The sequence below is a fragment of the Streptomyces sp. NPDC127190 genome, from assembly GCF_042672505.1.
GTDB lineage: Bacteria > Actinomycetota > Actinomycetes > Streptomycetales > Streptomycetaceae > Streptomyces.
The window spans coordinates 11,849-33,010 of record NZ_JBHXVE010000020.1; the positions used below are offsets into that span (position 1 = coordinate 11,849).

Here is a 21,162-nt window from a genome sequence, read left to right on the forward strand (position 1 = left end):
GGTCCTGAACCGACCTCATGGCTGATCCGCACGTAACGGCGGGAACGGGCCCCGGCGCCACGCACTTCGCGGTCTTCGCAGACCGCGCGGACGCGGCCGCCGTGGCCCGCTCGCTCGCCCGCCCCGGCACCCGCACCCTCGACCACCCCTCGGGCCGGCCTTGGCTGGTCGGCCACTGGGACGACCAGGAGATCGTCAGCGCGCGGGTCGGTCCCGCCACCCTCGCCCTCGTCGGCTGTGTCTCCGCCACCGCCACCGAACTGGAGCGGGTGGCGCGCTCCCTGCGGGACCTCGCCGCCCTGGACGCGTGGGCACGCTCGCTGTCCGGCAGCTGTCACCTGGTGGCCGCCCTCGACGGCCGGATCCGGGTGCAGGGCACGGCCTCCGGCCTCCGGCTGGTCTGGCACGCCCGGCTCGCCGGAACCCGGGTGGCAGCGACCCGCGCCGACCTGCTGGCCCGCGCCCTCGGCGCCGAACCCGACCGGGAACAGCTGGCCGTACGACTGCTGTGGCCGGTCCCGCACCCCCTGTCCGACGCGCCGCTGTGGCCCGGTGTCACCCCGGTCGCCCCGCACGACGCACTCATCCTCGACCCGGACGGGACCGGTTTCCGCCACTCCCGCTGGTGGACCCCGCCGGAGCCCGTCGTCCCCCTGCGCACCGCCGCACCCCGGGTCCGCGAGGCCCTCACCGCGGCCGTCGGCGCCCGCACCCGGCCCGGCTCCACCGTCAGCTGCGACCTCTCCGGCGGGCTGGACTCCACCTCCGTCTGCTTCCTCGCCGACCGCTCGCCGGCCCGCGTCATCGCGTCCACCTGGCCGGGCCGCGACCCGGCCGACACCGATCTGCACTGGGCGCGGCGGGCCGCCGCCGCCCTGCCGGACGTCGAGCACGTGGTCTGGGACCCCGAGGAGTCCCCCCTCGTCTACACCGGACTGCTCGGCATCGACGACGTACTGGACGAGCCCACCATCGGTGTCATGGACCGCGCCCGGGTCCTGCACCATCTGCCCGCACTGGCCGAGCGGGGCAGCCGGGTGCATCTGACCGGCATCGGCGGCGACCACGTGGCCTGGTGCTCCGAGGCGTACTACCACCGGCTGGCGCGCCGCCGCCCGCTGTTCGCCCTGCGGCAGCTGCGCGGCTTCCGGGCCCTGTGGCAGTGGCCGCTCGGCCCGCTGCTCGGCGCCCTGGCCGACTCCCGGCCGTACGGCACCTGGCTCGCGGACGCCGAGCACCGGCTGCGCGACCCGCTGCCCCCGACGGTGACCACCAGCCTGGGCTGGGGTATGAGCCCGCGGCTGTTCGGCTGGGTCACCCCCGAGGCCGAGCAGCTGGCCCGCACCGCGCTGCGGACGGCCGCCCGGCAGGCACAGCCCCTGCACCCGGACCGCGGACTGCACACCGACCTGGAGCAGATCCGCGACTGCACCCGCATCGTCCGGCAGTGGGACCACATGGCCGCCCGCCACGGGCTCCCCATGGCCTCACCGTTCCTGGACGACCGGGTCATCGAGACCTGCCTCGCCGTGCGTCCCGAGGAACGCGTCTCGCCCTGGCGGTACAAGCCGCTGCTGACCGAGGCCATGCACGGTGTCGTACCCGAGGAGTGCCTGCGCCGGACCACCAAGGCGGCCGCCGCCATGGACGCGGCCGACGGGCTGCGCCGCCACCGCGGCGACCTCATGGCGCTGTGGGAGGACTCGCGGCTGGCCCAACTGGGGCTGGTCGACGCCGCCGCGCTGCGCCGCCTGGCGGAACGGCCCGCCACCCGTCAGCTGCGGGAGGCCGTCCTCTACTCGACCATCGCCGTGGAGGTGTGGCTGCGCGCGCTGGACCGTACGGGCCGCAGCGCCCTCGCATGAACCGTGACGTGAAGCCGAACGAAAGGGAGCACCGCCATGGCACTGCGGTTCGGAGCCGACGTCTGCACCGCGAAGACCGACTACGGCACCGTCCTCCTCGACCAACGCACCGGAGAGTACTGGGAGTTGAACCCGACCGCGACCCTGGTCGTGGACACCCTCATGGCGGGCGGTGACGAGGCGGCCGCGGCCGCGGCGGTCACCGAGGCGTTCGACGTCGACGCCGACCGGGCGCGGGCCGACGTCTTCGCGCTGGTGCAGCAGCTGCGTGCCGGCGGGCTGGCCGCATGAGCACGCCCAGCGCCCTGCAACGGCCGTACGACGTTCCGCTCGGCCGGCGGCTGGCCGCCCGCCTGGTCCTCTTCCCGGCCCTGCTGCTGGCCCTGTTGCCGCCCCGCCGCATCCGCGCCGCCCTCCAGCTGCTGCGCCGGGGCGCCGGGCCCGCCACCGCGGACCAGGCACAGGGCGCCCGGGACGCCCTGTGCGCGGTGAGCCTGCGCTGTGCGAGCCCCAAGGGCTGTCTGCCGCGCTCCCTCGGCGCCGCCCTGCTGTGCCGGCTGGGCGGCAGCTGGCCGACCTGGTGCACGGGGGCGAGCGTGGTCCCGCCCTTCACCGCCCACGCCTGGATCGAGGCGGAGGGCCGGCCGGTCGGCGAGGACCTGCCCGACGACTACTTCGCCCGGCTGATCTCCGTCGGCCCGGTCCCCCGATGACGGCGAGCGCCGAGCGCGGTGCCACCACCGGCCGGTCCACGCGGGCCGCGGTCCTCGCCGTCTGGCGGCTGGTCGGCCGGCACCGCGGGGCGATCGCCGCCGCCACCGTGCTGTCGCTGGCGGCGTCGGCGCTCGGGCTCGCCCAGCCGCTGCTGGCCAAGCGGGTGGTGGACGCGAGCGGCGGGCGGCAGCCGCTGTGGCCGCCGCTGCTGCTGCTCGCCGCCCTGTTCGCCGCGGAGGCCGCGACCGGCGCCGTCGGCCGGTTCCTGCTGGAGCGGACGGGCGAAGGCGTCGTACGCCAGCTGCGCCACACCCTGGTGGGGCGGTTGCTGCGGCTGGAGATGCGGGAGTACGACCACCAGCGCGGCGGTGATCTGATCGCGCGGGTGACCGCCGACACCACCCTGCTGCGCGAGGTCGTCGCCCAGGCCCTGGTCGACCTGGTCACCGGGGCTCTGGTCGCGGCCGGCGCGCTCGCCCTGATGGCGTGGCTCGACCCGCTGCTGCTCCTGCTGGTCGCCGCGACCGTGGCCACCGCCGCGGCCGTGGTCACCCTGCTGCTCCAGGGCATCCGCAGCGCGGCCGAGCGGATGCAGACGTCCGTGGGCGCGGTCGCCGCCGACCTCGAACGGGCCCTGGGCGCCCTGCCCATGGTCCGGGTGTACCGCGCGGAATCGCGCGAGGCGGCCCGCATCGGGGCCCGGGTCGACGACGCCTGCGCGGCCGGGGTGCGCGCCGCGCGGTTCGCGGCGGTGATGAGCAGCGCGGTGGAACTCGCCGTACAGGGCTCCTTCTTGCTGGTCCTCGTCATCGGCGGGCTGCGCGTGCACGGCAGCGGGCACTCGCTGGGCGACCTGGTCGCGTTCTTGCTGTACGCGTCCTACCTCGTGGTGCCCCTGTCGTCGGTGTTCCGCGCGGTCGGTCTGATCCAGCGGGGCATGGGCGCCCAGCTGCGGATCGAGGAGACCCTGGAGCTGCCGGTGGAGCCCACCGGGCTCGCAGCCCCGCCCTTCTCCCGGCCCCAGGCCGACGTCCCTGCCCTCACGCTGGAGGACGTGCACTTCAGCTACCGGCCGGGCCGGCCGGTGCTGCGCGGTGTCTCCTTCACCGTGCCGCAGCGGCACCAGGTCGCGCTCGTCGGCCTCTCCGGGGCGGGCAAGAGCACGGTGTTCGCGCTGATCGCCCGGTTCTACGAGCCCGACAGCGGGCTGCTGCGCTTCCACGGGCACCCGGCGCCGGACCTCGGCCGCGCCGCCTGCCGGAACCAGCTCGCCCTGGTCGACCAGGGCAGCCAGGTCGTCCAGGGCACGCTGTACGACAACATCGCCTACGGTCGCCCGGACGCCACGGACGACGAGGTGCGCCGGGTGGTCCGGCTGGCCCGGCTGGAGCAGCTGGCCGAGCGGCTGCCCGGCGGGCTGCACGGCGCGGTCGGCGAGCACGGGGCCACCCTGTCCGGCGGTGAGCGCCAGCGCGTCGCCCTGGCCCGCGCCCTGCTCACCCGCCCGGCCCTGCTGCTCCTGGACGAGCCCACGTCGCATCTCGACGCCCTCAACGAGGCCGCGCTCACGGCCGCCCTGCGGGACGTCACCGAGGAGTGCGCGGTCCTCGTCATCGCCCACCGGCTCTCCACGGTCCAGCACGCGGACCGGATCGTCGTCCTGGACGAGGGCCGCGTCACGGCCTGCGGACGCCACGAGGACCTGCTGACCACCAGCCCGGTCTACCGCAGCCTGGCCAGAGCCCAGATGCTGCGCCCGGCCCCCGTCACTTGAAGGGAACGGTGAGCCACGGACTGTCCGGGTCGGACATCAGGAGCCGGTGCAGGTCGACCATGTCGGTGTACCACTCCCCGAACTCCTCGTCGTCGAAGTGCAGGCAGCGGCCCAGGATGTAGCCGGCGGCGAAGTCCCGCCAGGACTTGTACGACCGCGCGGAGGCCCGGCCCGCCTCGATGACGGCGGCCTCGGCCTCCTGGAGGGAGCAGTACCGGGAGCCCAGTCCCCAGCGGGCCATGCCCGAGGCCCGCCCGAAGTTCCAGGCGTCCACGGAGGTGACGAACCGGTTCTCGTCGAGGATCCCGTCGGCCCGGAAGCGTGCTTCGTAGCGGGTGATGCGCCCGACGAGATGCTGAACCCCCTTGATCCGTGCCTCCGTCTCCGCCTCGGGGACGGCGGGCGTGGTGGTGACGCCGTCCGGAGTGAGGACGGTCTCGCCGCCCGTACGGGCCCGCAGCACCCGGGCGACCGCGTCCCGCCAGTAGGCGGTGTCGACATGGCCGCCGAAGTCGCGGGCGATCGTACGGCGCAGCCCGAGGGCGAACTCCCAGACGGGGTTGGCGCCGTCCGGGTCGAGCAGGGCGCGCTGCTGTTCCTGCCACTCCTCCCGGCTGGTGACGCCCCACCACTCCTGGAGGGTCCGGCGTTCCTGGGGATAGCCGTTGCCGTGATACGCCATCGCGTTCCAGGGGAAGCCGTACCGCACGACCAGCAGCGCGCCGCAGGCGAGCCCCTGAGCGACGGGTCCCTCCAGGGGCCCGCCGAACCGGAGTGTGCGCACCCTCGCGCGGTTCAGCGGACCCTCGGCCGTGTGCTGCGCCCAGGCGGCCGAGTGCGGCGGCGCGGAGGGCAGGAACGCCTCGCAGGGGCTGCCCGGGTTGACCACGATCACGGGCGGATCGCTGGGCTCCCACACCCGGGCGAACCAGTCGAGGCTCTGCCAGTCGAGCACCCGCTGCGGGTCCGGCACGGGCAGCATGCCCTCCGTGTACACGGGCCAGATCCGGCCGCCGGCGACCCGGGGATCGTGTCCGAAGACGGGGATGGTCCGGCTCGGCCGGGCGTCCGCGCCGTCGCGCCGTATCTCGAAGTACAGCCGGCTGTCCGCGAGTGTGTCGAAGTAGGCCGCCCAGTCCTCCCGTGACTTGGCCTCGAAGAGGGCCTGTTCGACAGCGGTCGGCGGAGTCCAGACCTGCGGGGAGGGGGCGGGTGGAGTCGGCGGATGCGGCCTCGCGGGCCCGAACCCGGCGGATGGCGGACCGAACGACATGTTCACCCTTTTCAACTTCCGACGCGCTGAGGCGACTTGACTGGCGTGGTCATGTTAGGAGACGCACCGCCGACGGCCTCGGCGGGGTGGACGTCGGTGCACGTCACATGGTCCGTGCCCGGTGACGGCATTGTCCGGAGTCCGTGACACGAGACGTTCCGGTGATGCGGCCTGAGCTGCGGCGTTGTTACTGTCCGACCGTTGCGCGGCCGACATGGCCGCCTCTGACCAGGGGGGACATCCCGACATGCACACGCAGCGCCTCAGACCCGCCGCCCTCGCGCTCACCGTCGCCGCACTGGCCGCGGCGCTCACCGGTTGCCAGGGGAACGGTTCCACCGCGGGAGCCGAGCACTCACCGGGCACCTCCGCCACGGCGAGCCGGACGCCCGGCGGCGACAAGGGCGGGGCCACAGGAGGCACCGGCGGCCCGGGGAGCGCGGCTCCCACGTCGACCGCGACGCCGGGTGCGGGCGGTACCGCAACGCCCGCGGCGAAGCCCGCCGCCAAGACACCCGGCTCCGCCACGCCCACGGCACCGGCAACCGGCTGCGCGAGCACGGCACCGGACCCGGACCATGTCGACCCCGACGAGATCGCCGTCTACCGCGTCGAGGAACTGCCCGCCGGCACCGGCAAGGTCAACCTCGTCATCCAGCACGGGGCGTGGGGATGCCCCGGCAAGGACTCCGACGGCACGCCGTTCGTCGTCACCGGCGAGGACAGCCGCTGGGCCCTCGACCAGGCCGCCTACGTCACCGCCACCAACCCCATCGTCGCCGGCAGCAAGAACCAGCGCATCGGTGTGCAGGAACTGGTCGACTGGATCAAGGCGCACCCGAACTCCGGACTGGTCTTCAAGTACGCGACGGGCGACGACGGCGCCATCCACTCCCTGGAACAGGTCTACACGCCGTAACCACGAGCGGGTCATGGGCCCTACCGGCTGCGGCTCGGCGCGTCTGCCGGGGCGACAGCCGGTTCGGCCTCGGGCGAGCGCTGGCGGGTTAGGACGAGGCTGGCCATCGCCGTGATCGCCATCGCGGCGATGCCGACCCACGCTGCCGTGGTGTAGGCGCTGTCGTGGGGGAAGACACGGCCGCTGTCGGTGCCGGCGGCGAGGACCAGGCCACCGATGGCGCTGCCGAGTGAGTACCCGACGCTGCGCATGACGTAGTTGATGCTCATGGCGCTGGACGTCTCGCTCTTGGGGGTGACGGCCAGGATGACGCCGGGCGTGGCGGCCGAGAAGCTGCCGACGCCGAGGCCCAGCACACTCATCGCCAGGAACAGCTCGGCCAGGTGCGACCGGGCCGTGGCGAAGAGGACGAACCCGGCGGCGATGACGACAGCGCCGCCGGCCAGGAGCCAGGGGTCGTCGATCCGTTCGCGCATCCGAGGCGTGAGCTTGCCGGCGACGAACCCGAGCACGGAGAACGGCACGAGCACCAGCCCGGCGACGAAGGTGTCGAGCCCGAAGCCGTATCCGGCGCTGTGTGGCGTCTGCGCGTACCGGGAGATGAGCGTGAACAGGATGTACATGCCGATCGCGCCCACGAACATGGCGGCGTTCGCCCCGGCCACCACCGGGTGCCGGAGCGCCCGCACATCGACCAGGGGCGTCTCGGCGCGCAGTTCGGAGACGGTCCAGACGCAGAGCAGGAGCACGGCGACGAGCGCGAGGACCACCGCCACGGCGAGGTGATGGCTCCACAGGCTCTTCTCGCCGGCCAGGAACAGGACGAGGAACAGTCCACCCGCCAGGAGGAGCGCGCCCGTTGTGTTCACATGGGCCGAACGGCCTTCAGGGGCTGCGGGTATGGAGCGCCAGGCGGCCAGGAAGGCGACGATCGTGACCACCAGACCGAGGCCGTAGGCGGCGCGCACCCCGCCCCACTCGGTGAGCAGCCCGGCGAGCGGGTAGCCGACGCCGACCCCGATGATGGACACCACCGAGACCAGGGCGATGGTGCCCGCGCTGCGCTCCTCGGGGAGATGGTCGCGGGCCACGCCCATCATCAGCGCCGTCAGACCGAGCCCGATGCCGTGTGCGGCCCTGCCGACGAGCAGCCACGCGAACGGCAGGGGCAGCACGGTGAGCGCACTGCCGACGACGACGATTGCCAGCGTGGCGAGGATCGTGGCACGTCGGTGCGGGCCGGCTCCGAGCCGGCCGAGGACGGGCGTGGCGATCGCGCCGCTCAGCAGCGCGATGGTCAGGGTCCACTGCGCGCTGTCGAGCGAGACGCGGAACGAGGTCGCCACGCTGGTGATGAGCGGTGCGCCGAGGCTGGCGACTGCCGACACGACCAGGGCGATGAACACCAGGGACGGGACCAGCAGCCGTGCCTCGGAGCGCTCCCGGGTCGTGTTCATCGGCCGGCCCCCGTCGTGATGTGGTGGAAGTTGATCCGTACCGAGTCGCGGACCTCGGGGTCGCCGCTGGCGGCGAAGCCGGGGCGGAGCGACGGCGAGCCCACGCGGGGCCGTGAGGGCATCGTCACCTGACGGGGAGCCGGACGCGGCACGGCCGCTAATGTGGGTATGGGGATCATGCGCGGACCGTAGGTCCCGGAGCGAGCCGCCGTCAACGCATCATCGGACCCGCCTCGGTGTCCGTCGGCTGTCACACGGTGTCCGGGGGGTAGAACTGGCGCACCCAGCGGCGGTAGTGGCCGATGGCGCTCTCCCCGGGGGCGAGCACGGGGTCCGGCTCGTACCGCTTGGCGTTCCAGATCCTGGCGTCCTGGCGCATCTGGTGGGCGATGGTCCGCACGAGCGCTTGTCCCGCGACCGTGGACCAGGACAGGGAGGCGGCCTTCCAGAGCCGGGAGGAATCCGCGTGCGCGGCGTCCTCCGTCACGATGACCACACGCAGGTACGTCTGCCATGGCCCGACGGGGGTCGCCGTGAGCAGGACGCCCAGTCTCAGACCGACCTGATCCAGCGTCACCTCGCCCGACGCCAGGCCGAGGCCGGACAGCGCCAGGCCCTGCTCCACCTTGATGGTCGCCAGGCCGACGGAGAGCGCGATGTCCGCCCGGAAGGAGATCCGCAGCAACGGCCCTTCCTCCACCGGCGGGGCCGCCTCTTGAAGGGAGACGTTGTGTACGACCCCCTGGTGCTCGTAGTCGACGAAGCTCTCCATGACCTCCTGGGGATGCGAGGCCAGGAGCGTGCTCCAGGAGGCGACGGGCGTGAACCTGTCGTCGAATATCTCCGAGGGCTCCCAGGCGGGCGGCGCGGCATCATGGCCGTGCCACACATAGATGACCTTGCCCCGCTCGCGCACGGTGTACTGCCCCAGCGTCATCCGGGGCGGGGTTCCGCCCGGGACCTTGACGCAGGATCCCTCGACGTCGAAGGCGAAGTGGTGGAACGGGCACACGAGATGCTCGCCCTCGACCACTCCCCCGACGCCGAGGTGGGCGCCCAGGTGGGGGCAGTGGGCATCCACGACCCGCAGGACGCCGGCCCTGGTGCGGTAGAGGACGACATCGCGGCCCATGAAGCGGCGTTTCACCACCGCGCCGGCCGGCACCTCACGGGACAGCGCCAGGCAGAACCATCCCGACGGGTACGGCAGCGGCGCCCCGTCCGCCTCTCCCCTGACCGGGTCGGTCCCCGACGGAACGGCTCCCGGCCACACTCGCTCTCGGAGCCTGGCCAGCGTGTGGCTGTTCACGGTCTTCCTCCAAGTCCCTTTGCCGACGGCCGCCACCCGGGCGGCGACCGCGCTCGTAGCAGTCGCTTCGGTGTCGTGCTGTCCAGCGGTCAGTCTTCTGTCTCCCTCGCCTTCTCCGCGGCGTAGATACGCATCAGGTCGTCGAAGTGGTACCGCTTGGGGGCGTACTCCCGGACCAGGTGCGCGCAGGCGAGCCCGGTGAGCGACTGCAACGCCTCCAAGGCCGGCACGTGGGCCAGCCGGCCCGCGTCGGCGGCGGTGATGTCGCGTACCCGGTGTGCGCCGAGCACGCGGAACATGCGCGCCTCGGCGCTCGTCAGACGCTCGTACGACCACGAGAAGGCCGCCCGGATGTCCCCCGAAGTGCGGCCGCCGCGCAGCACGTCGAGCCGATTCTGCTCGCTCTCCAGTTCCTCGGCCAGGTGACGGAGCGGGACCATGGGCCGTGCGACCGCTCGCGTGGCCGCTATCACCAGCGCCAGGGGCAGCCGTGCGCAGGCCTCGGTCACGTCCGCCAGGGAGGCGCTGTCGACGGTGAGGCCGTCGGCGGCCAGCCTGCTGGTGAGCAGGGTCTCCGCCTCGGCCCTGGAGGGCACGTCCAGGGTGGTCAGATGGGCGCCGTGCGAGGTCACCAGGCCGGTGAGTTTGCGGCGGCTGGTGATGACCACCATGCCCTGCGGGGCGGCCGGGATCAGGGGCTGCACCTGCGCGCTGTCATACGCGTTGTCGATCAGGATGAGCATCTGCCGCTGTGCGAGGACGGTCCGGTACAGGTTGACATAGGCCGCCGGGGTCATCGTGTCCGGCTCCGGCAACGGGATCAGCGGGGCGAGGACGGACCGGATCGCTTGTTGAATACTCACCGAATCGGCCGCCGGGCTGAAAGCACCCAGATCTATGTACAGTTGCCCATCGGGGAATCGGTCGGCGACTTTATGGGCGAAATGCAGGGCGAGGGCCGTCTTGCCGATTCCCGGGGCGCCGCACAGCACGGAAACCACCGGGGAGGAGCCGACCGGCGACATCTCGTTCGCCAGGTCGGTGAGCACTCCGAGTTCGGTTTTGCGCCCGATGAAGTGCCGGGGTTCGGCGGGGAGTTGATGGGGAATGTCGACCGGGGGCCGGGGGACCTCGTGGCTCTGCGGGCGCGGCTCCCGCGCGGTCTCGGCCTGGACCCGCTGCGGCGGAACGGGCAGCGACAGGGACTGCATCGGGTCGCCCGCCAGGATGAGTTGCTGGAGGTGCTGCAACGGGCCGCCGGGGTCGATGCCGTAGTCCTCGGCGAGAAGCCGGCGCGCCCGGGTGAACGTGTCCAGCGCCTCCGCCCGCCTGCCGCACCGGTACAGGGCGAGGATGAGCTGCTCCCACCGTCGCTCGCGCAGTGGCTGCGCGGTGGTGAGTGACATCAGGAGCGGCAGCAGTTCATGGTGCTGGCCGAGGGCCAGTCGCGCGTCCACCAGCTGTTCCTGGACCGTGTGGCGGTGCTCGAGCAGTTCCGAGATGACCGGCTGCATGATCGGCGTGGCCGGGATGTCGGCCAGCGGCGGGTCGGCCCAGGCGTCCAGGGCGCGCTGGAAGAGCCGGGCGGCGTCGTCCACGTCGCCCAGCAGCTGGGCCGCCCGCGCCTGCTGGGCCAGGCCCTGGAAGCAGTGCAGGTCCAGCACGTCGCCTTCGCGCAGCGCGAGACCATAGCCGTCAGGGCCCGTGTGCAGGCGCTCCCTGATCGGAGCCGCCTTGCGCAGACCGTAGAGGTTGCTGCGCAGCGCGCCACCCGGATCGCTGGGCAGGTCGGTGCCCCACAACGCCTCCGCGAGATATCCCTTATTAACGCGACGCCCGCTGTTAAGTAAAAGAATTCCCAAGGTGCTCCGCTGGCGCGGTCTCGTAATGGGCCAGGGATCGCCGTTCGCACAACGCATCGCGACTGGACCAAGGATTGCGAACTGCACGTCCCCTCCTTGCCCGAGTAGCAGCTCTCACCGACATGAAGCCATGAAGCGTCTCAGCCCTCAGACGCACGATGTTATTAAATCATTATTTTGGCGATTGCCGTCAAGTCCCGACGGCGATTTCTGCTTTGTGGCCGGGATCATATTTAGGGATACGTATGTGATCTTTGTCTGTAATTGTGACCGGAGAGTCATTTTCGTGGTGCCGCACAGGCGATCCCGGGGCGAGCCGTGGACTGAACGATCGGCCGGGCCCGCCCCACAAAAACCACGCTGACCTGCAAGATCACGCTGCGATCACGTTTGCGTCACGGCCCCGTCGCGAGCAGGCTGATAGTCTGACGGCCGCGAAAGGCGCTCATTTACGTCGCATCAATAAAACACTCGATCGTTCATTATCGGCCCTCTTTTCGGATGGGCCTGAATGTGACTTGACGCACCTGGGGGAATCGCATGCGCAACGTGGTTGCGGACAAGAGGACCACCACAGATCCCAGTAACAGCGTTCCTGTGGCGCCCGGCGGCCTCCCGGTCGTGGGTCACGCAGTGAAGGCACTCCGTGATCCAAGGGGATTCCTGCGTTCGCTGGTCGCGGACGGCGACATGATGCGCATCAACGTCGGCCCGCTCAAGGCGGTGTTCGTCTGTGACCCCGAGCTGATCTCGCAGGTACTTCTCAACGACCGCGTCTACGACAAGGGCGGTCTGCTGTTCGACAAGGCCCGGGAGGTGTTCGGCGACGGTCTGGTGACCTGCCCGCATTCCATGCACCGGCGCGAGCGCCGACTGGTACAGCCCGCGTTCCACCGCAACCGGCTTCCCGGCTACACCCAGGCCATGACCGAGGGGACAACCCTGCGGACCAGCCCGTGGCGTGACGGTCAGGTCCTGGACATGCCGTCGGAAATGCTCAGCCTGACGATGCACAACATGTTGCAGGCGATGCTCGGCGGGATGGTGTCGGCGGAGGACCTGCGTCAGACGGTCAGCGACGCCATCGAGGTGCTGCACGCGACGTACCGGCAGACCTTCATGCCGGCGGCGCTGAACCAGATCCCGACCCCCGGCAACCGGCGCTATCAGCGGGCTGTGGCCGGACTCCACAGCACCGTCGCCGACATCATCGACAAGGCCCAGGTCAGCTCCGAGGACCACGGGGACCTGCTCTCGGCGCTCCTGACGTCCCGCGACACCGAGTGCCCGGCCGACGGCCAGAGCGAGCGTCTGAGCAGCGCCGAACTCCGCAACGAGGTCCTCACCTTCCTGGTGGCGGGCTCGGAGACCACGGCGATCGCCCTGTCCTGGGCGCTCTACCTCGTCGCCACCAACCCGGATATCCAGCAGCGGCTGTGGGACGAGACCGACCGTGTCCTGGACGGCAAGCCGGTGTCCTACGAGCACGTGCCCGACCTGAAGGTCGCGCACCAGATCATCACCGAGACGCTGCGGCTGTACCCGCCGGCCGGGATGATCTGGACCCGGATCGTCACGGCGGACACCCACCTGGGCGGCTACGACATCCCGGCCGGGACGACCATCGCGTACAGCTCCTACGCCGTCCACCGCCAGGCGCGCTACTACACCGACCCCGACGTCTTCAACCCCGACCGCTGGGACGCCGAAGCGCTGCACGCGGCACCGCGCAACAAGGCCTACCTGCCCTTCGGCGGCGGCGCACGCAAGTGCATCGGCGACCAGTTCGCCATCATCGAGGCCGTACTGGCGCTGACGGACATCGCCTCCCGCTGGCGGCTGGAAACCATTCCCGGCCAGAAGCCCCCGGCCGTCACCCCCTCCATGGGACCGCGTCATCTCAAGATGCGCCTGCGTGCCAGGACCGCATCACAGCGCACGGCATAGCGCGAACGCACGGATCCATTCGACACAGCCAGACAGGTTCTGCCGCCCGGAGCGAGGCAGATCCTGTCGCCCAGGGAGACCGGCAAGCCGATCGCCCGGCTCGCCCGTGCCCTGGGCCGCAAAAGCCTCCACGGCTTCCGGGGAATATCGACCCCATTCCGGCAACGCTGTATTCCATAGCGAACTAGTTCACGTAGCCGCACTGCGGGTATGACTGCGTGCGGTGAATCGGGTTTCGCCACATCCGGATCATTTTACTCTTCGGTGGTTACCGGTCCCCTCAGCAGGGGGACCAATACGAGTATCCGAGATACCGGCAGCCGCGTAAACAACTACAGGATCCCCCTGTTCGGAAACGCGAGCGATCACCCATACAAAAAATCGCGAGCGGTCACGCGTGCGGAAAAAAATACGCGAAAGGCAGACGCAGTAATGGTGAGTAAAGAACGAGGCGACATGAGTAGTGCGGAGACGGCACCGGGGTCGGGCGAGCCTGTTGCGGTGGTCGGCGTGGGACTCCGTCTCCCCGGGGGAATCACCACACTGGACGGGTTGTGGGAGGCCTTGTCCGGTGGCCAGGATCTTGTGACGTCGGTACCCGGTGACCGGTTCAACACCGATGATTTTGTTGCAGAGGGCGGGCCGCGACCGGGGAAGTCGTACACCGACGCGGCCGGCATTGTCGGCGACGTGTGGGGGTTCGACCCGGAGTATTTCGGTATATCGCCGAAGGAAGCCGGTCAGATCGATCCGCAGCAACGGCTGCTGCTGGAGTGCGCGGTGGAGGCCTTCGACGACGGAGGCATCGATCCGCGGCTGCTGGCCGGTGCGGACGTCGGTGTCGTCATGGGGCTGACCGTGCAGGACTACTGGGGTCTGCTGACCCGACGTCCCGGCGTTCTGAACTCGTTCGCCCCCACCGGTACGGGCGCGTTCAGCGCGGCGAACCGGATGTCGTACCTGTTCGACTTCCACGGGCCCTCCCACACGGTGGACACGGCGTGTTCGTCGTCCTTGACGGCCCTGCACCTGGCGGCCGAGCTGGTCCGTTCGGGCCGTTGCGAGGCCGCGTTGGCCGGCGGTGTGAACCTGGTCCTCGGCCCGGGCGGACACGTCATGTCCAGCCAGGCGTCGATGCTCTCCCCGACGGGGCGTTGTCACTCCTTCTCCGACAACGGCGACGGCTTCGTCCGGTCGGAGGGCGCCGGCGTGGTGCTCCTGAAGCCCCTGAGCCGTGCTCTGGCCGATGGTGACCGGGTGCACGCGGTGATCAGGTCGTCGGTGGTCAATTCCGACGGGCGCACCCTCGGTATGTCCATGCCCGGCGCGGACGCCCAGGCGGCGATGCTGGAGCGCGCGTACGCCGAGGCCGGTGTGCACGCCGACCAGGTGTCGTACGTGGAGGCGCACGGAACCGGAACGGCGGCGGGCGACCCCACGGAGTGCGAGGCTCTCGGGCGGGTTCTGGGACGGCGGCGCCAGGGCAAGCCGCTGCCGATCGGCTCGGTGAAGTCGAACCTGGGGCACCTCGAAGCGGCAGCCGGCATGGCGGGTCTGTTCAAGGCCATGCTGGTCCTGCGCAAGCAGCAGGTGCCCGCCACCCTGCACGCGCAGCCCCTGAACCACGCGATCGACTTCGACGCGCTGGGGCTGAACCCGGTCACGGAGATGCAGCCGCTGGACGGCGAGCCCGGCGCGCGGCGCATCGCCGGTGTCAACTCCTTCGGTATCGGCGGCGCGAACGCGCACGTGGTGCTGGAGTTCCCGGAGACCGTCGGGGACGGGCCCGCGGATGCCGAGCGGCCGGCCACGGCCGTGCCGGTGGTGGTCACCGGCCGGACCGAGGCGGCGCTGCGGGAGTCGGCGCTGACGATGGCCTCCTACCTGGAGGGCCTGGACGATTCCGCCCTGGTGGACGTCGGGTTCACCACGGCGCGGCGGCGCGAGCGCCGTGAGCTGTCCACCGCCGTGCTGGCCTCCAGCGGCGCAGCGGCCGCCCAGGCACTGCGCGAGATGGCGGAGAAGGGCGCCTCGGACGAGGCGGCTTCGGCCACCAGCACGGCCCGGGGCCGCGTCGGGTTCATCTTCAGCGGCAACGGTACCCAGTGGCCGCGGATGGGTGCGGAACTGCTGGGGCAGGACGCTGCCTTCACCGCCGAGATCCAGGCCGTCAGCCGCGAACTGGAACCGCTGCTGGGCTGGTCGGTCGAGGCGGAGATGGCGACGCCGGACAACGGCCGGTGGGCGCTGACGGAGGTGGCGCAGCCGATGCTGTTCGCCCTCCAGGCCGGCCTGATCATGTCGCTGCGCGAGCGGGGCGTGCTCCCGCACGCGGTCGCGGGCCACAGCGTCGGTGAGGTCGCGGCCGCCTACTGCGCCGGGATCCTGGACCGCACCCAGGCCTGTCGCGTGATCGCGTACCGGAGCCTCGCCCAGGCACCCACCTTCGGCACCGGGCGGATGGCGGCCGTGGCACTGTCGCCCGCGCAGGCCCAGCGGATGCTCGACGAGATGGGCGCGAGCGAGCGTGTGGTGGTCGCGGCCGTCAACTCCGGCAACGACGTCACCCTGGCCGGGGACAGCGACACGCTGGAGGCCATCGAGGAGCGCTGCGTTCGCGACAGCGTGTCCTTCCGGTTCCTGCGCCTGGACTACCCCTTCCACAGCCCGGCCATGGACGCCGTCCGCGGCCCGCTGCTGGAGGGCCTCGGACAGCTCGAGGCCCGCGAGGGCGAGATCCCGATGGTCTCCACCGTCACCGGCCGCGCGCTCGCGGACCATGAGATGGACGGCGACTACTGGTGGCGCAACGTGCGCGAACCGGTCCAGTTCGCCGCGGCGGTCGAGGCGCTCATCGGCGCGGAGCACGGCTGTGACGTGCTGGTCGAGGTCGGCCCGCACCCGGCGCTCAGCGGCTACCTGCGCCGCATCGCCGTCGACGCGGGAGCCTCGGTCGAGGTGGCGCCGACGCTGACCCGGATCAACGCCGGCCCGCAGGCTCTGACCGGCACCGTGCTGCACACGGTCGCGGCCGGTGCGCAGCTGGACTGGGACCGGTTCTTCCCGCAGGGCGGCCGCGTCGTGGACGTCCCGGCCTACGCGTGGCAGCGCCGGCGCTACCAGTTGGGCGACCCCTCGTGGTGGGCCGACCACGAGATGGCGCCGGTGACGCAGCCGGCTCCGTCCAATCCGCTGCTGGGCCGGCGCCTGCTCGGGGCCGACCCGACGTGGGGCCGGGAGCAGAACGCGGCCTGGATCTCCGATCACAAGGTCGGCGAGGCCGTCCTCATGCCGGGCACGGGCTTTCTCGACATGGCGCTGTCGGCGGCCCGCGAGGTGTCCGGCGGCCCCGTGGAACTGCTCGACGTGTCGCTGATCAGGTCGCTGGCCCTGCCCAGCGATCCCGGCTCGGCTCCGGTACGCACCACCACTACCGTCCGTCCCGACGGAACCTTCGTCGTCGCCGGGCACACCGGCGCGGACATCGAGGCCGTCCAGCACGTGAACGGGCGGTGGCGCGGCCTGGCCGATGCCAGGCCCGCCCCGGTGGACGTGGCCGCTCTCGCCGGCCGCCTCACCGAAACCGTGGACACGTCCGACCACTACCGGGCCTGCACCGCGGTGTCGCTCCACTACGGGCCGGCGTTCCAGGTGCTGGCAGGGCTGTCCGTCCAGGACGGCGAAGGCCTGGCGCAGCTTCGTACGGATCACTTCGCCGACGCCGAGCACCAGGCCCGTGTCGTCCTCCTCGACGGCTGCCTCCAGGCGATGCTGCCGCTCTCCGCCCACGTGGTCACCGGCTCCGCGGAGCGTTACGTCCCGCACCTGCCGGTGTCGATGGGGAGCGTCCGCGTCTGGGGTCCCCTGCCCGCCACCGTCATGGCGTACCTGCGGCTGACGTCCGTCACCGAGACCGGGCTCATGGCCGACATCACCGTGTGCGACACCGACGGAACGGTCCTGCTCGACCTGAAGGACGTGTACGCGCGGCGCATCGAGAACAGCGGTTCTCCCGCGCCCGAGCTGTACACCGAGGAGCTCAAGGCACGCCCGCGGATGACCGCGCTGCCCGGCACCCCGTCTCCGCTCCCCGCGCCCGCCCGCGTCATCGACGAGTGCGGCCCGGTCATCACCCGGCTCGACGACGCGTTCCGGGACCGTGGCTACGACGGCCACATGGAACGGTCCCGGCAGCTGAGCGCGCACTACATGGCGGCCGCGGTGAGCAGCATCCTGGAGTCCGCGGTGGCGCGAGGCGCCATCGAGCTGGACGGACCGGTCGGTGGACGGGTCTTCACCCTCGACGACCTGAAGACCGCCGGCGTCAGGGAGATCCTGTCCCCGCTGGTCGAGATGATGCTGGCGATCGGGGCCCGGCACGGGCTGCTGACCGCCCGTGCCGACGGCGGCTGGGTGCAGAGCGGTACCCCCGCGCCCGAGGAGCTCTTGCAGCAGCGGCTGAACGAGTTCCCCGAGCTCATCGTGATGTGGCAGGCCGCCGCATGGGTCGGGCGCAGCCTGGCCGGCGTCCTCACCGGTGCGGAAGAGGGACTGGAGGTGCTGTTCGGCGAGTCCGGTCCCATCGCCGCGCAGGTGTACAACCACGACCCGGGTCTGACGTATCTGTCCGACGCCGCCGTGGCCTACCTCGAGGCCGCCCTGGCCGAGTGGCCGGCCGACCGGCCGTTGCGGATCCTGGAGATCGGCGCCGGCACCGGCGGCTTCACCGCGCGCATCCTGCCCCACCTGCCGCCCGAGCGTACGCACTACGTGTACACGGACGTCTCCGCGGCGTTCTTCCCCAAGGCCGAGGCCCGGTTCGCCGCCTTCAACTTCGTCGAGTACCAGGCTCTCGACCTGAGCATCGACCCCACCGAGCAGGGCTTCGTCCCGGGCTCCTTCGATCTCGTCGTGGCGAGCAACGCCCTGCACACGACGACCGACATCACCCAGGGCCTGCGGCACGCCGCCACGCTCCTGGACGACAACGGTCAGCTCGTCGCCCTCGAGCTGCACACCAACTCCTATGTCGCGACGCTGTTCGGCATCCTGGACTCCTTCTGGGATTCCACCGACACCGAGCTGCGGCCGGCCGGCGCGGCGCTGACCCGCGAGCAGTGGAAGACGGTGCTGGCCGAGGCAGGGTTCTCCACCAGCGGATTCCTCAGCGCCCAGCCGGAGTACGAGGGCGTTCCCGCGTCGGTCATCGCGGCGGTGCGCGCCACGGGCGCCGCAGCCGTCGGCTCGCCGCAGGACGAGGAGGCGGACGGCGCGACAGCTCCGTGCCTGCTGATCTCCGAGAGCGGGGACAGCTCCGCCGACCGTCTGGGCGGCTTCGTGGCCGCGGCCCTGACGGCCACGGGAGCACGCGAGGTGGTGCTCTCGGACCTCCAGCCGCAGTCGGACTGGGCGGCGCTGCTGCCGGCCGCGGGGCCGGTCGACATCGTCCTGGTCGCCGACGACGGCGAGCAGGCGACCGTCGAGCAGACCACCGCGCGTGCTGCTCACGCCCTCGCGCAGCTCAGTGCCCTGGCGGCCGCCTGTGCGCAGGCCGGCAGCGATCTCCAGCCCACCCTGTGGCTGGTCGCTGCCGCGACCGCCGACAGCCTGGACGCCCCGATGACGCACACCGGCGCGGCTCTCTGGGGTGCCACCCGCACCCTGGCCAACGAGCAGGCGCTGCTGACCGTCCACCGGATCCGTGTCGTCGGCGGAACCGCGGAGTCGGCACAGCAGGCGGCCGGCCACGTGGCGTACGAGATCACCCACCCGGATGCCGAAGACGAGTGCGTGATCACTCCTCACGGGCGCTTCGCCGTGCGGGTGCAGGCGCTGCCGGAGACCCGGCAGACCCGCGTCCACGGCGCCGACGAGCAGTTCGCGCTCGCCGTCCACGGCGAGGCGGGCACCCCGCACCGGCTGGTCTGGCAGGACCGCAGCGTCCCCGCCCCCGCGCCGGGTGAGATCACCGTCCGTGTGCAGGCCGCGGCCCTCAACGGCCGGGACGCCCTCTTCGCCACCGGGCGTCTGCTCCCGCCGCATGGCGCGCGTCCGGGCGACGTCCACCTCGGCTGCGAAGGCGCGGGCATCGTGACCGCCGTCGGAGACGACGTCACCGGCATCCGCCCGGGAGACCGGGTCGCCGGTATCACGCAGGGCGGCTGGCTGGCCTCGCACATCAACCTGCGGGCCGACCGGGTCGTCAAGCTGCCCGAGCAGGTCACCTTCGCCGCGGCGGCGTCGCTGCTCATCGCCCAGCTGACCACGCACCATGTCCTGGGACACGTGGCGGGTGTGGGTCCCGGCGACACCGTGCTCGTCCTGGGCGGATCCGACGGGACCGGGCTGGCGGCGATCGACTTCGCCCAGCGCGCCGGGAGCCGCGTCATCGTCGGCGCCCCCACGCCGGCTCTGCGGGCCCTGCTGGATCTTCCGGGGGTCGACCATGTGGTGGACTCGGGTGATGCCGGCTTCGCCGAGGAGGTCCGGAAGGTCGCCGAGGGCGGCGTGGATGTCGTACTCAACCTCAGCGCTCTCAGTGCGGACCTGCGCGGGCGTGCGCTGGACCTGCTGGCGCCCGGGGGGCACTTCTTCGACGTCGAGCCGCAGGCCGCGCCGCTGAGCATGCCGTCCCTGGACCGGGACGCCACCGTTCACGCCGTCGACGTCGTCGGCTGGTTCGAGCAGCCCTCCCCCACGGTGGACCGCTGCCTGGACGAGCTGCAAAAGGTGATCGACAGCGGCGAGTGCCGGCCGCTGCCGCACATGGTCTACTCCGCCGACAAGGTCTACGCGGCCATGGACGGCGTCCTGGCCGGTCACCTGGCCGGAAAGACCGTCATCGTCCTCGACGACGGGGTTCTCCTCGACCGCGCCCCCGAGACGCCGGTGCTGGATCCCGCGGCGACCTATCTGGTCGTCGGAGGCCTCGACGGCTTCGGCGCCGAGACCGCCCGGCACCTGGTCCGCCGGGGAGCGCGTCACCTCACGCTGGTCAGCCGGCGTGGCACCGCACGCAACGAGAACGCCGTCGCCCTGGTCAGCAGTCTGACCGACCAGGGAGTCCAGGTGGACGCCCGCGCCGTCGACATCTCCGACCCGAGCGCCGTCGACCGGCTCTTCCGGGATCTCGACGCGAGCGGACGCCGGCTCGGCGGTGTGGTCCACGCCGCCATGGTCCTCGACGACGACGAGGTCACCGACCTGACGGTCGAGCGCTATCTGACCGTCCTGAACCCCAAGCTCACCGGAGCGCTGCTCCTCGACGCCCACACCCGCGAACGCGACGTCGACTTCTTCGCGATGTACTCGTCGTTCGCCGCGCTGCTGGGCAACAGGCGGCAGGCCTCGTACGCCGCCGCCAGCCTCACCCTGGAGAACATCGCGCGCCAGCGCCGGCGCGACGGGCTGCCCGCCTGTGTCCTCCAGCTGGGCGCCATCTCCGACGTCGGGTACGTGAACCGCACCGGAATCACCGGGGTGATGAGCGACTACGGCATCCTGCCGATGACCTCGGCGCAGGCGCTGGACCGCTTCGACACGCTGCTTCTCCACCCGGACACCGCGGTGACGGCGGTCGTCGCCGAATCCCGGGGCCGGGAGCAGGCGCTGATGGCCTTCCTGCCCACGGTGACCGCACCGCGTACGGCCACGCTGGTCCACACGCCGGACACCGGCGACGACGACAGCCTGCTGCCGCGTGTGCGGGCCGCCGCCACCGCCGAGGAAGCCCGCCCGATCCTGCTGGAGGCCCTCACGTCCTGGCTGGCCTCCGGCCTCCACACCACGCCCGAACGCGTCGACGTCAACCGCCGCATCGACCAGCTCGGCGCCGACTCGCTGACCGCCACCGAACTCATCGGCCACATCCGCCGCCACACCGGTTGCGCGATCCCGGCCTCCGAGGTCATGACCGCACCTCTCACCACCATCGCCACCACCGTCCTCAACCACCTGCGTCCCGAGACCCAGTCCTGACAGACCCGCGTTAGTCGTCCAGAAAACGGATTCGGCAGCGAGACGAGCCGAATCCGTTTTCTGGA

Annotated in this window: 12 protein-coding genes; 7 read left to right on the forward strand and 5 right to left on the reverse strand. The window is 71.6% G+C overall.

The window, feature by feature from the left end:
* Window positions 1-17: 17 nt before the first annotated feature.
* From ACFVIU_RS27350 to ACFVIU_RS27365, 4 genes are read left to right on the forward strand one after another with little or no spacing between them, the layout of a single operon-like run.
* Complete coding sequence (locus ACFVIU_RS27350) at window positions 18-1,865, forward strand: lasso peptide isopeptide bond-forming cyclase (protein ID WP_385845719.1); 1,848 nt, start codon at window positions 18-20, stop codon at window positions 1,863-1,865.
* Between the two features lie 36 nt (window positions 1,866-1,901).
* A complete protein-coding gene (locus ACFVIU_RS27355; RefSeq protein ID WP_385845720.1) occupies window positions 1,902-2,156 on the forward strand; it encodes a lasso peptide biosynthesis PqqD family chaperone in 255 nt (84 codons plus the stop codon).
* Window positions 2,153-2,578: a lasso peptide biosynthesis B2 protein gene (locus ACFVIU_RS27360; RefSeq protein ID WP_385845722.1), complete on the forward strand. Its 426-nt coding sequence runs from the start codon at window positions 2,153-2,155 to the stop codon at window positions 2,576-2,578. Before ACFVIU_RS27355 ends, ACFVIU_RS27360 begins: the two co-directional genes overlap by 4 nt.
* Complete coding sequence (locus tag ACFVIU_RS27365) at window positions 2,575-4,353, forward strand: ABC transporter ATP-binding protein (RefSeq protein ID WP_385845723.1); 1,779 nt, start codon at window positions 2,575-2,577, stop codon at window positions 4,351-4,353. Before ACFVIU_RS27360 ends, ACFVIU_RS27365 begins: the two co-directional genes overlap by 4 nt.
* On the opposite strand, the gene ACFVIU_RS27370 is transcribed toward ACFVIU_RS27365, so the two are convergent.
* Window positions 4,346-5,626 carry a DUF1266 domain-containing protein gene (locus tag ACFVIU_RS27370; RefSeq protein ID WP_385845724.1) on the reverse strand — a complete coding sequence of 427 codons (1,281 nt, stop codon included), beginning with the start codon at window positions 5,624-5,626 and terminating at the stop codon, window positions 4,346-4,348. The genes ACFVIU_RS27365 and ACFVIU_RS27370 overlap by 8 nt on opposite strands.
* A gap of 247 nt (window positions 5,627-5,873) precedes the next feature.
* Here ACFVIU_RS27370 and ACFVIU_RS27375 point away from each other — a divergent pair, with 247 nt between their 5' ends.
* Window positions 5,874-6,545 carry a hypothetical protein gene (locus ACFVIU_RS27375; protein WP_385845726.1) on the forward strand — a complete coding sequence of 224 codons (672 nt, stop codon included), beginning with the start codon at window positions 5,874-5,876 and terminating at the stop codon, window positions 6,543-6,545.
* 20 nt (window positions 6,546-6,565) lie between these two features.
* On the opposite strand, the gene ACFVIU_RS27380 is transcribed toward ACFVIU_RS27375, so the two are convergent.
* The 4 genes from ACFVIU_RS27380 to ACFVIU_RS27395 form a co-directional block, all read right to left on the reverse strand.
* Window positions 6,566-8,002, reverse strand: coding sequence for an MFS transporter (locus ACFVIU_RS27380; protein WP_385845727.1), 1,437 nt, complete (start codon window positions 8,000-8,002; stop codon window positions 6,566-6,568).
* Window positions 7,999-8,124, reverse strand: a complete 126-nt coding sequence (locus tag ACFVIU_RS27385) for a hypothetical protein (protein ID WP_385845728.1) — start codon at window positions 8,122-8,124, stop codon at window positions 7,999-8,001. The genes ACFVIU_RS27380 and ACFVIU_RS27385 overlap by 4 nt, the downstream gene beginning before the upstream one ends.
* A gap of 128 nt (window positions 8,125-8,252) precedes the next feature.
* Window positions 8,253-9,311, reverse strand: coding sequence for an aromatic ring-hydroxylating dioxygenase subunit alpha (locus ACFVIU_RS27390; RefSeq protein WP_385845730.1), 1,059 nt, complete (start codon window positions 9,309-9,311; stop codon window positions 8,253-8,255).
* Between the two features lie 89 nt (window positions 9,312-9,400).
* Window positions 9,401-11,113 (reverse strand): BTAD domain-containing putative transcriptional regulator, encoded by a 1,713-nt coding sequence (locus ACFVIU_RS27395; RefSeq protein ID WP_385845731.1) that lies wholly within the window; start codon window positions 11,111-11,113, stop codon window positions 9,401-9,403.
* A gap of 600 nt (window positions 11,114-11,713) precedes the next feature.
* Here ACFVIU_RS27395 and ACFVIU_RS27400 point away from each other — a divergent pair.
* Together ACFVIU_RS27400 and ACFVIU_RS27405 are read left to right on the forward strand one after the other, a co-directional pair.
* Window positions 11,714-13,120 (forward strand): cytochrome P450, encoded by a 1,407-nt coding sequence (locus ACFVIU_RS27400; protein WP_385845732.1) that lies wholly within the window; start codon window positions 11,714-11,716, stop codon window positions 13,118-13,120.
* A gap of 456 nt (window positions 13,121-13,576) precedes the next feature.
* A complete protein-coding gene (locus tag ACFVIU_RS27405; RefSeq protein WP_385845734.1) occupies window positions 13,577-21,097 on the forward strand; it encodes an SDR family NAD(P)-dependent oxidoreductase in 7,521 nt (2,506 codons plus the stop codon).
* The last annotated feature ends 65 nt before the right edge of the window (window positions 21,098-21,162 follow it).

Excerpts from the sequence above, each read along its gene's own strand:
- ACFVIU_RS27370 (WP_385845724.1), bottom strand. The coding sequence starts at position 5,626 with ATGTCGTTCGGTCCGCCATCCGCCGGGTTCGGGCCCGCGAGGCCGCAT.
- ACFVIU_RS27380 (WP_385845727.1), bottom strand. The coding sequence starts at position 8,002 with ATGAACACGACCCGGGAGCGCTCCGAGGCACGGCTGCTGGTCCCGTCC.
- ACFVIU_RS27385 (WP_385845728.1), bottom strand. The coding sequence starts at position 8,124 with ATGCCCTCACGGCCCCGCGTGGGCTCGCCGTCGCTCCGCCCCGGCTTC.
- ACFVIU_RS27365 (WP_385845723.1), top strand. The coding sequence starts at position 2,575 with ATGACGGCGAGCGCCGAGCGCGGTGCCACCACCGGCCGGTCCACGCGG.
- ACFVIU_RS27355 (WP_385845720.1), top strand. The coding sequence starts at position 1,902 with ATGGCACTGCGGTTCGGAGCCGACGTCTGCACCGCGAAGACCGACTAC.
- ACFVIU_RS27360 (WP_385845722.1), top strand. The coding sequence starts at position 2,153 with ATGAGCACGCCCAGCGCCCTGCAACGGCCGTACGACGTTCCGCTCGGC.
- ACFVIU_RS27400 (WP_385845732.1), top strand. The coding sequence starts at position 11,714 with ATGCGCAACGTGGTTGCGGACAAGAGGACCACCACAGATCCCAGTAAC.
- ACFVIU_RS27350 (WP_385845719.1), top strand. The coding sequence starts at position 18 with ATGGCTGATCCGCACGTAACGGCGGGAACGGGCCCCGGCGCCACGCAC.
- ACFVIU_RS27405 (WP_385845734.1), top strand. The coding sequence starts at position 13,577 with ATGAGTAGTGCGGAGACGGCACCGGGGTCGGGCGAGCCTGTTGCGGTG.
- ACFVIU_RS27375 (WP_385845726.1), top strand. The coding sequence starts at position 5,874 with ATGCACACGCAGCGCCTCAGACCCGCCGCCCTCGCGCTCACCGTCGCC.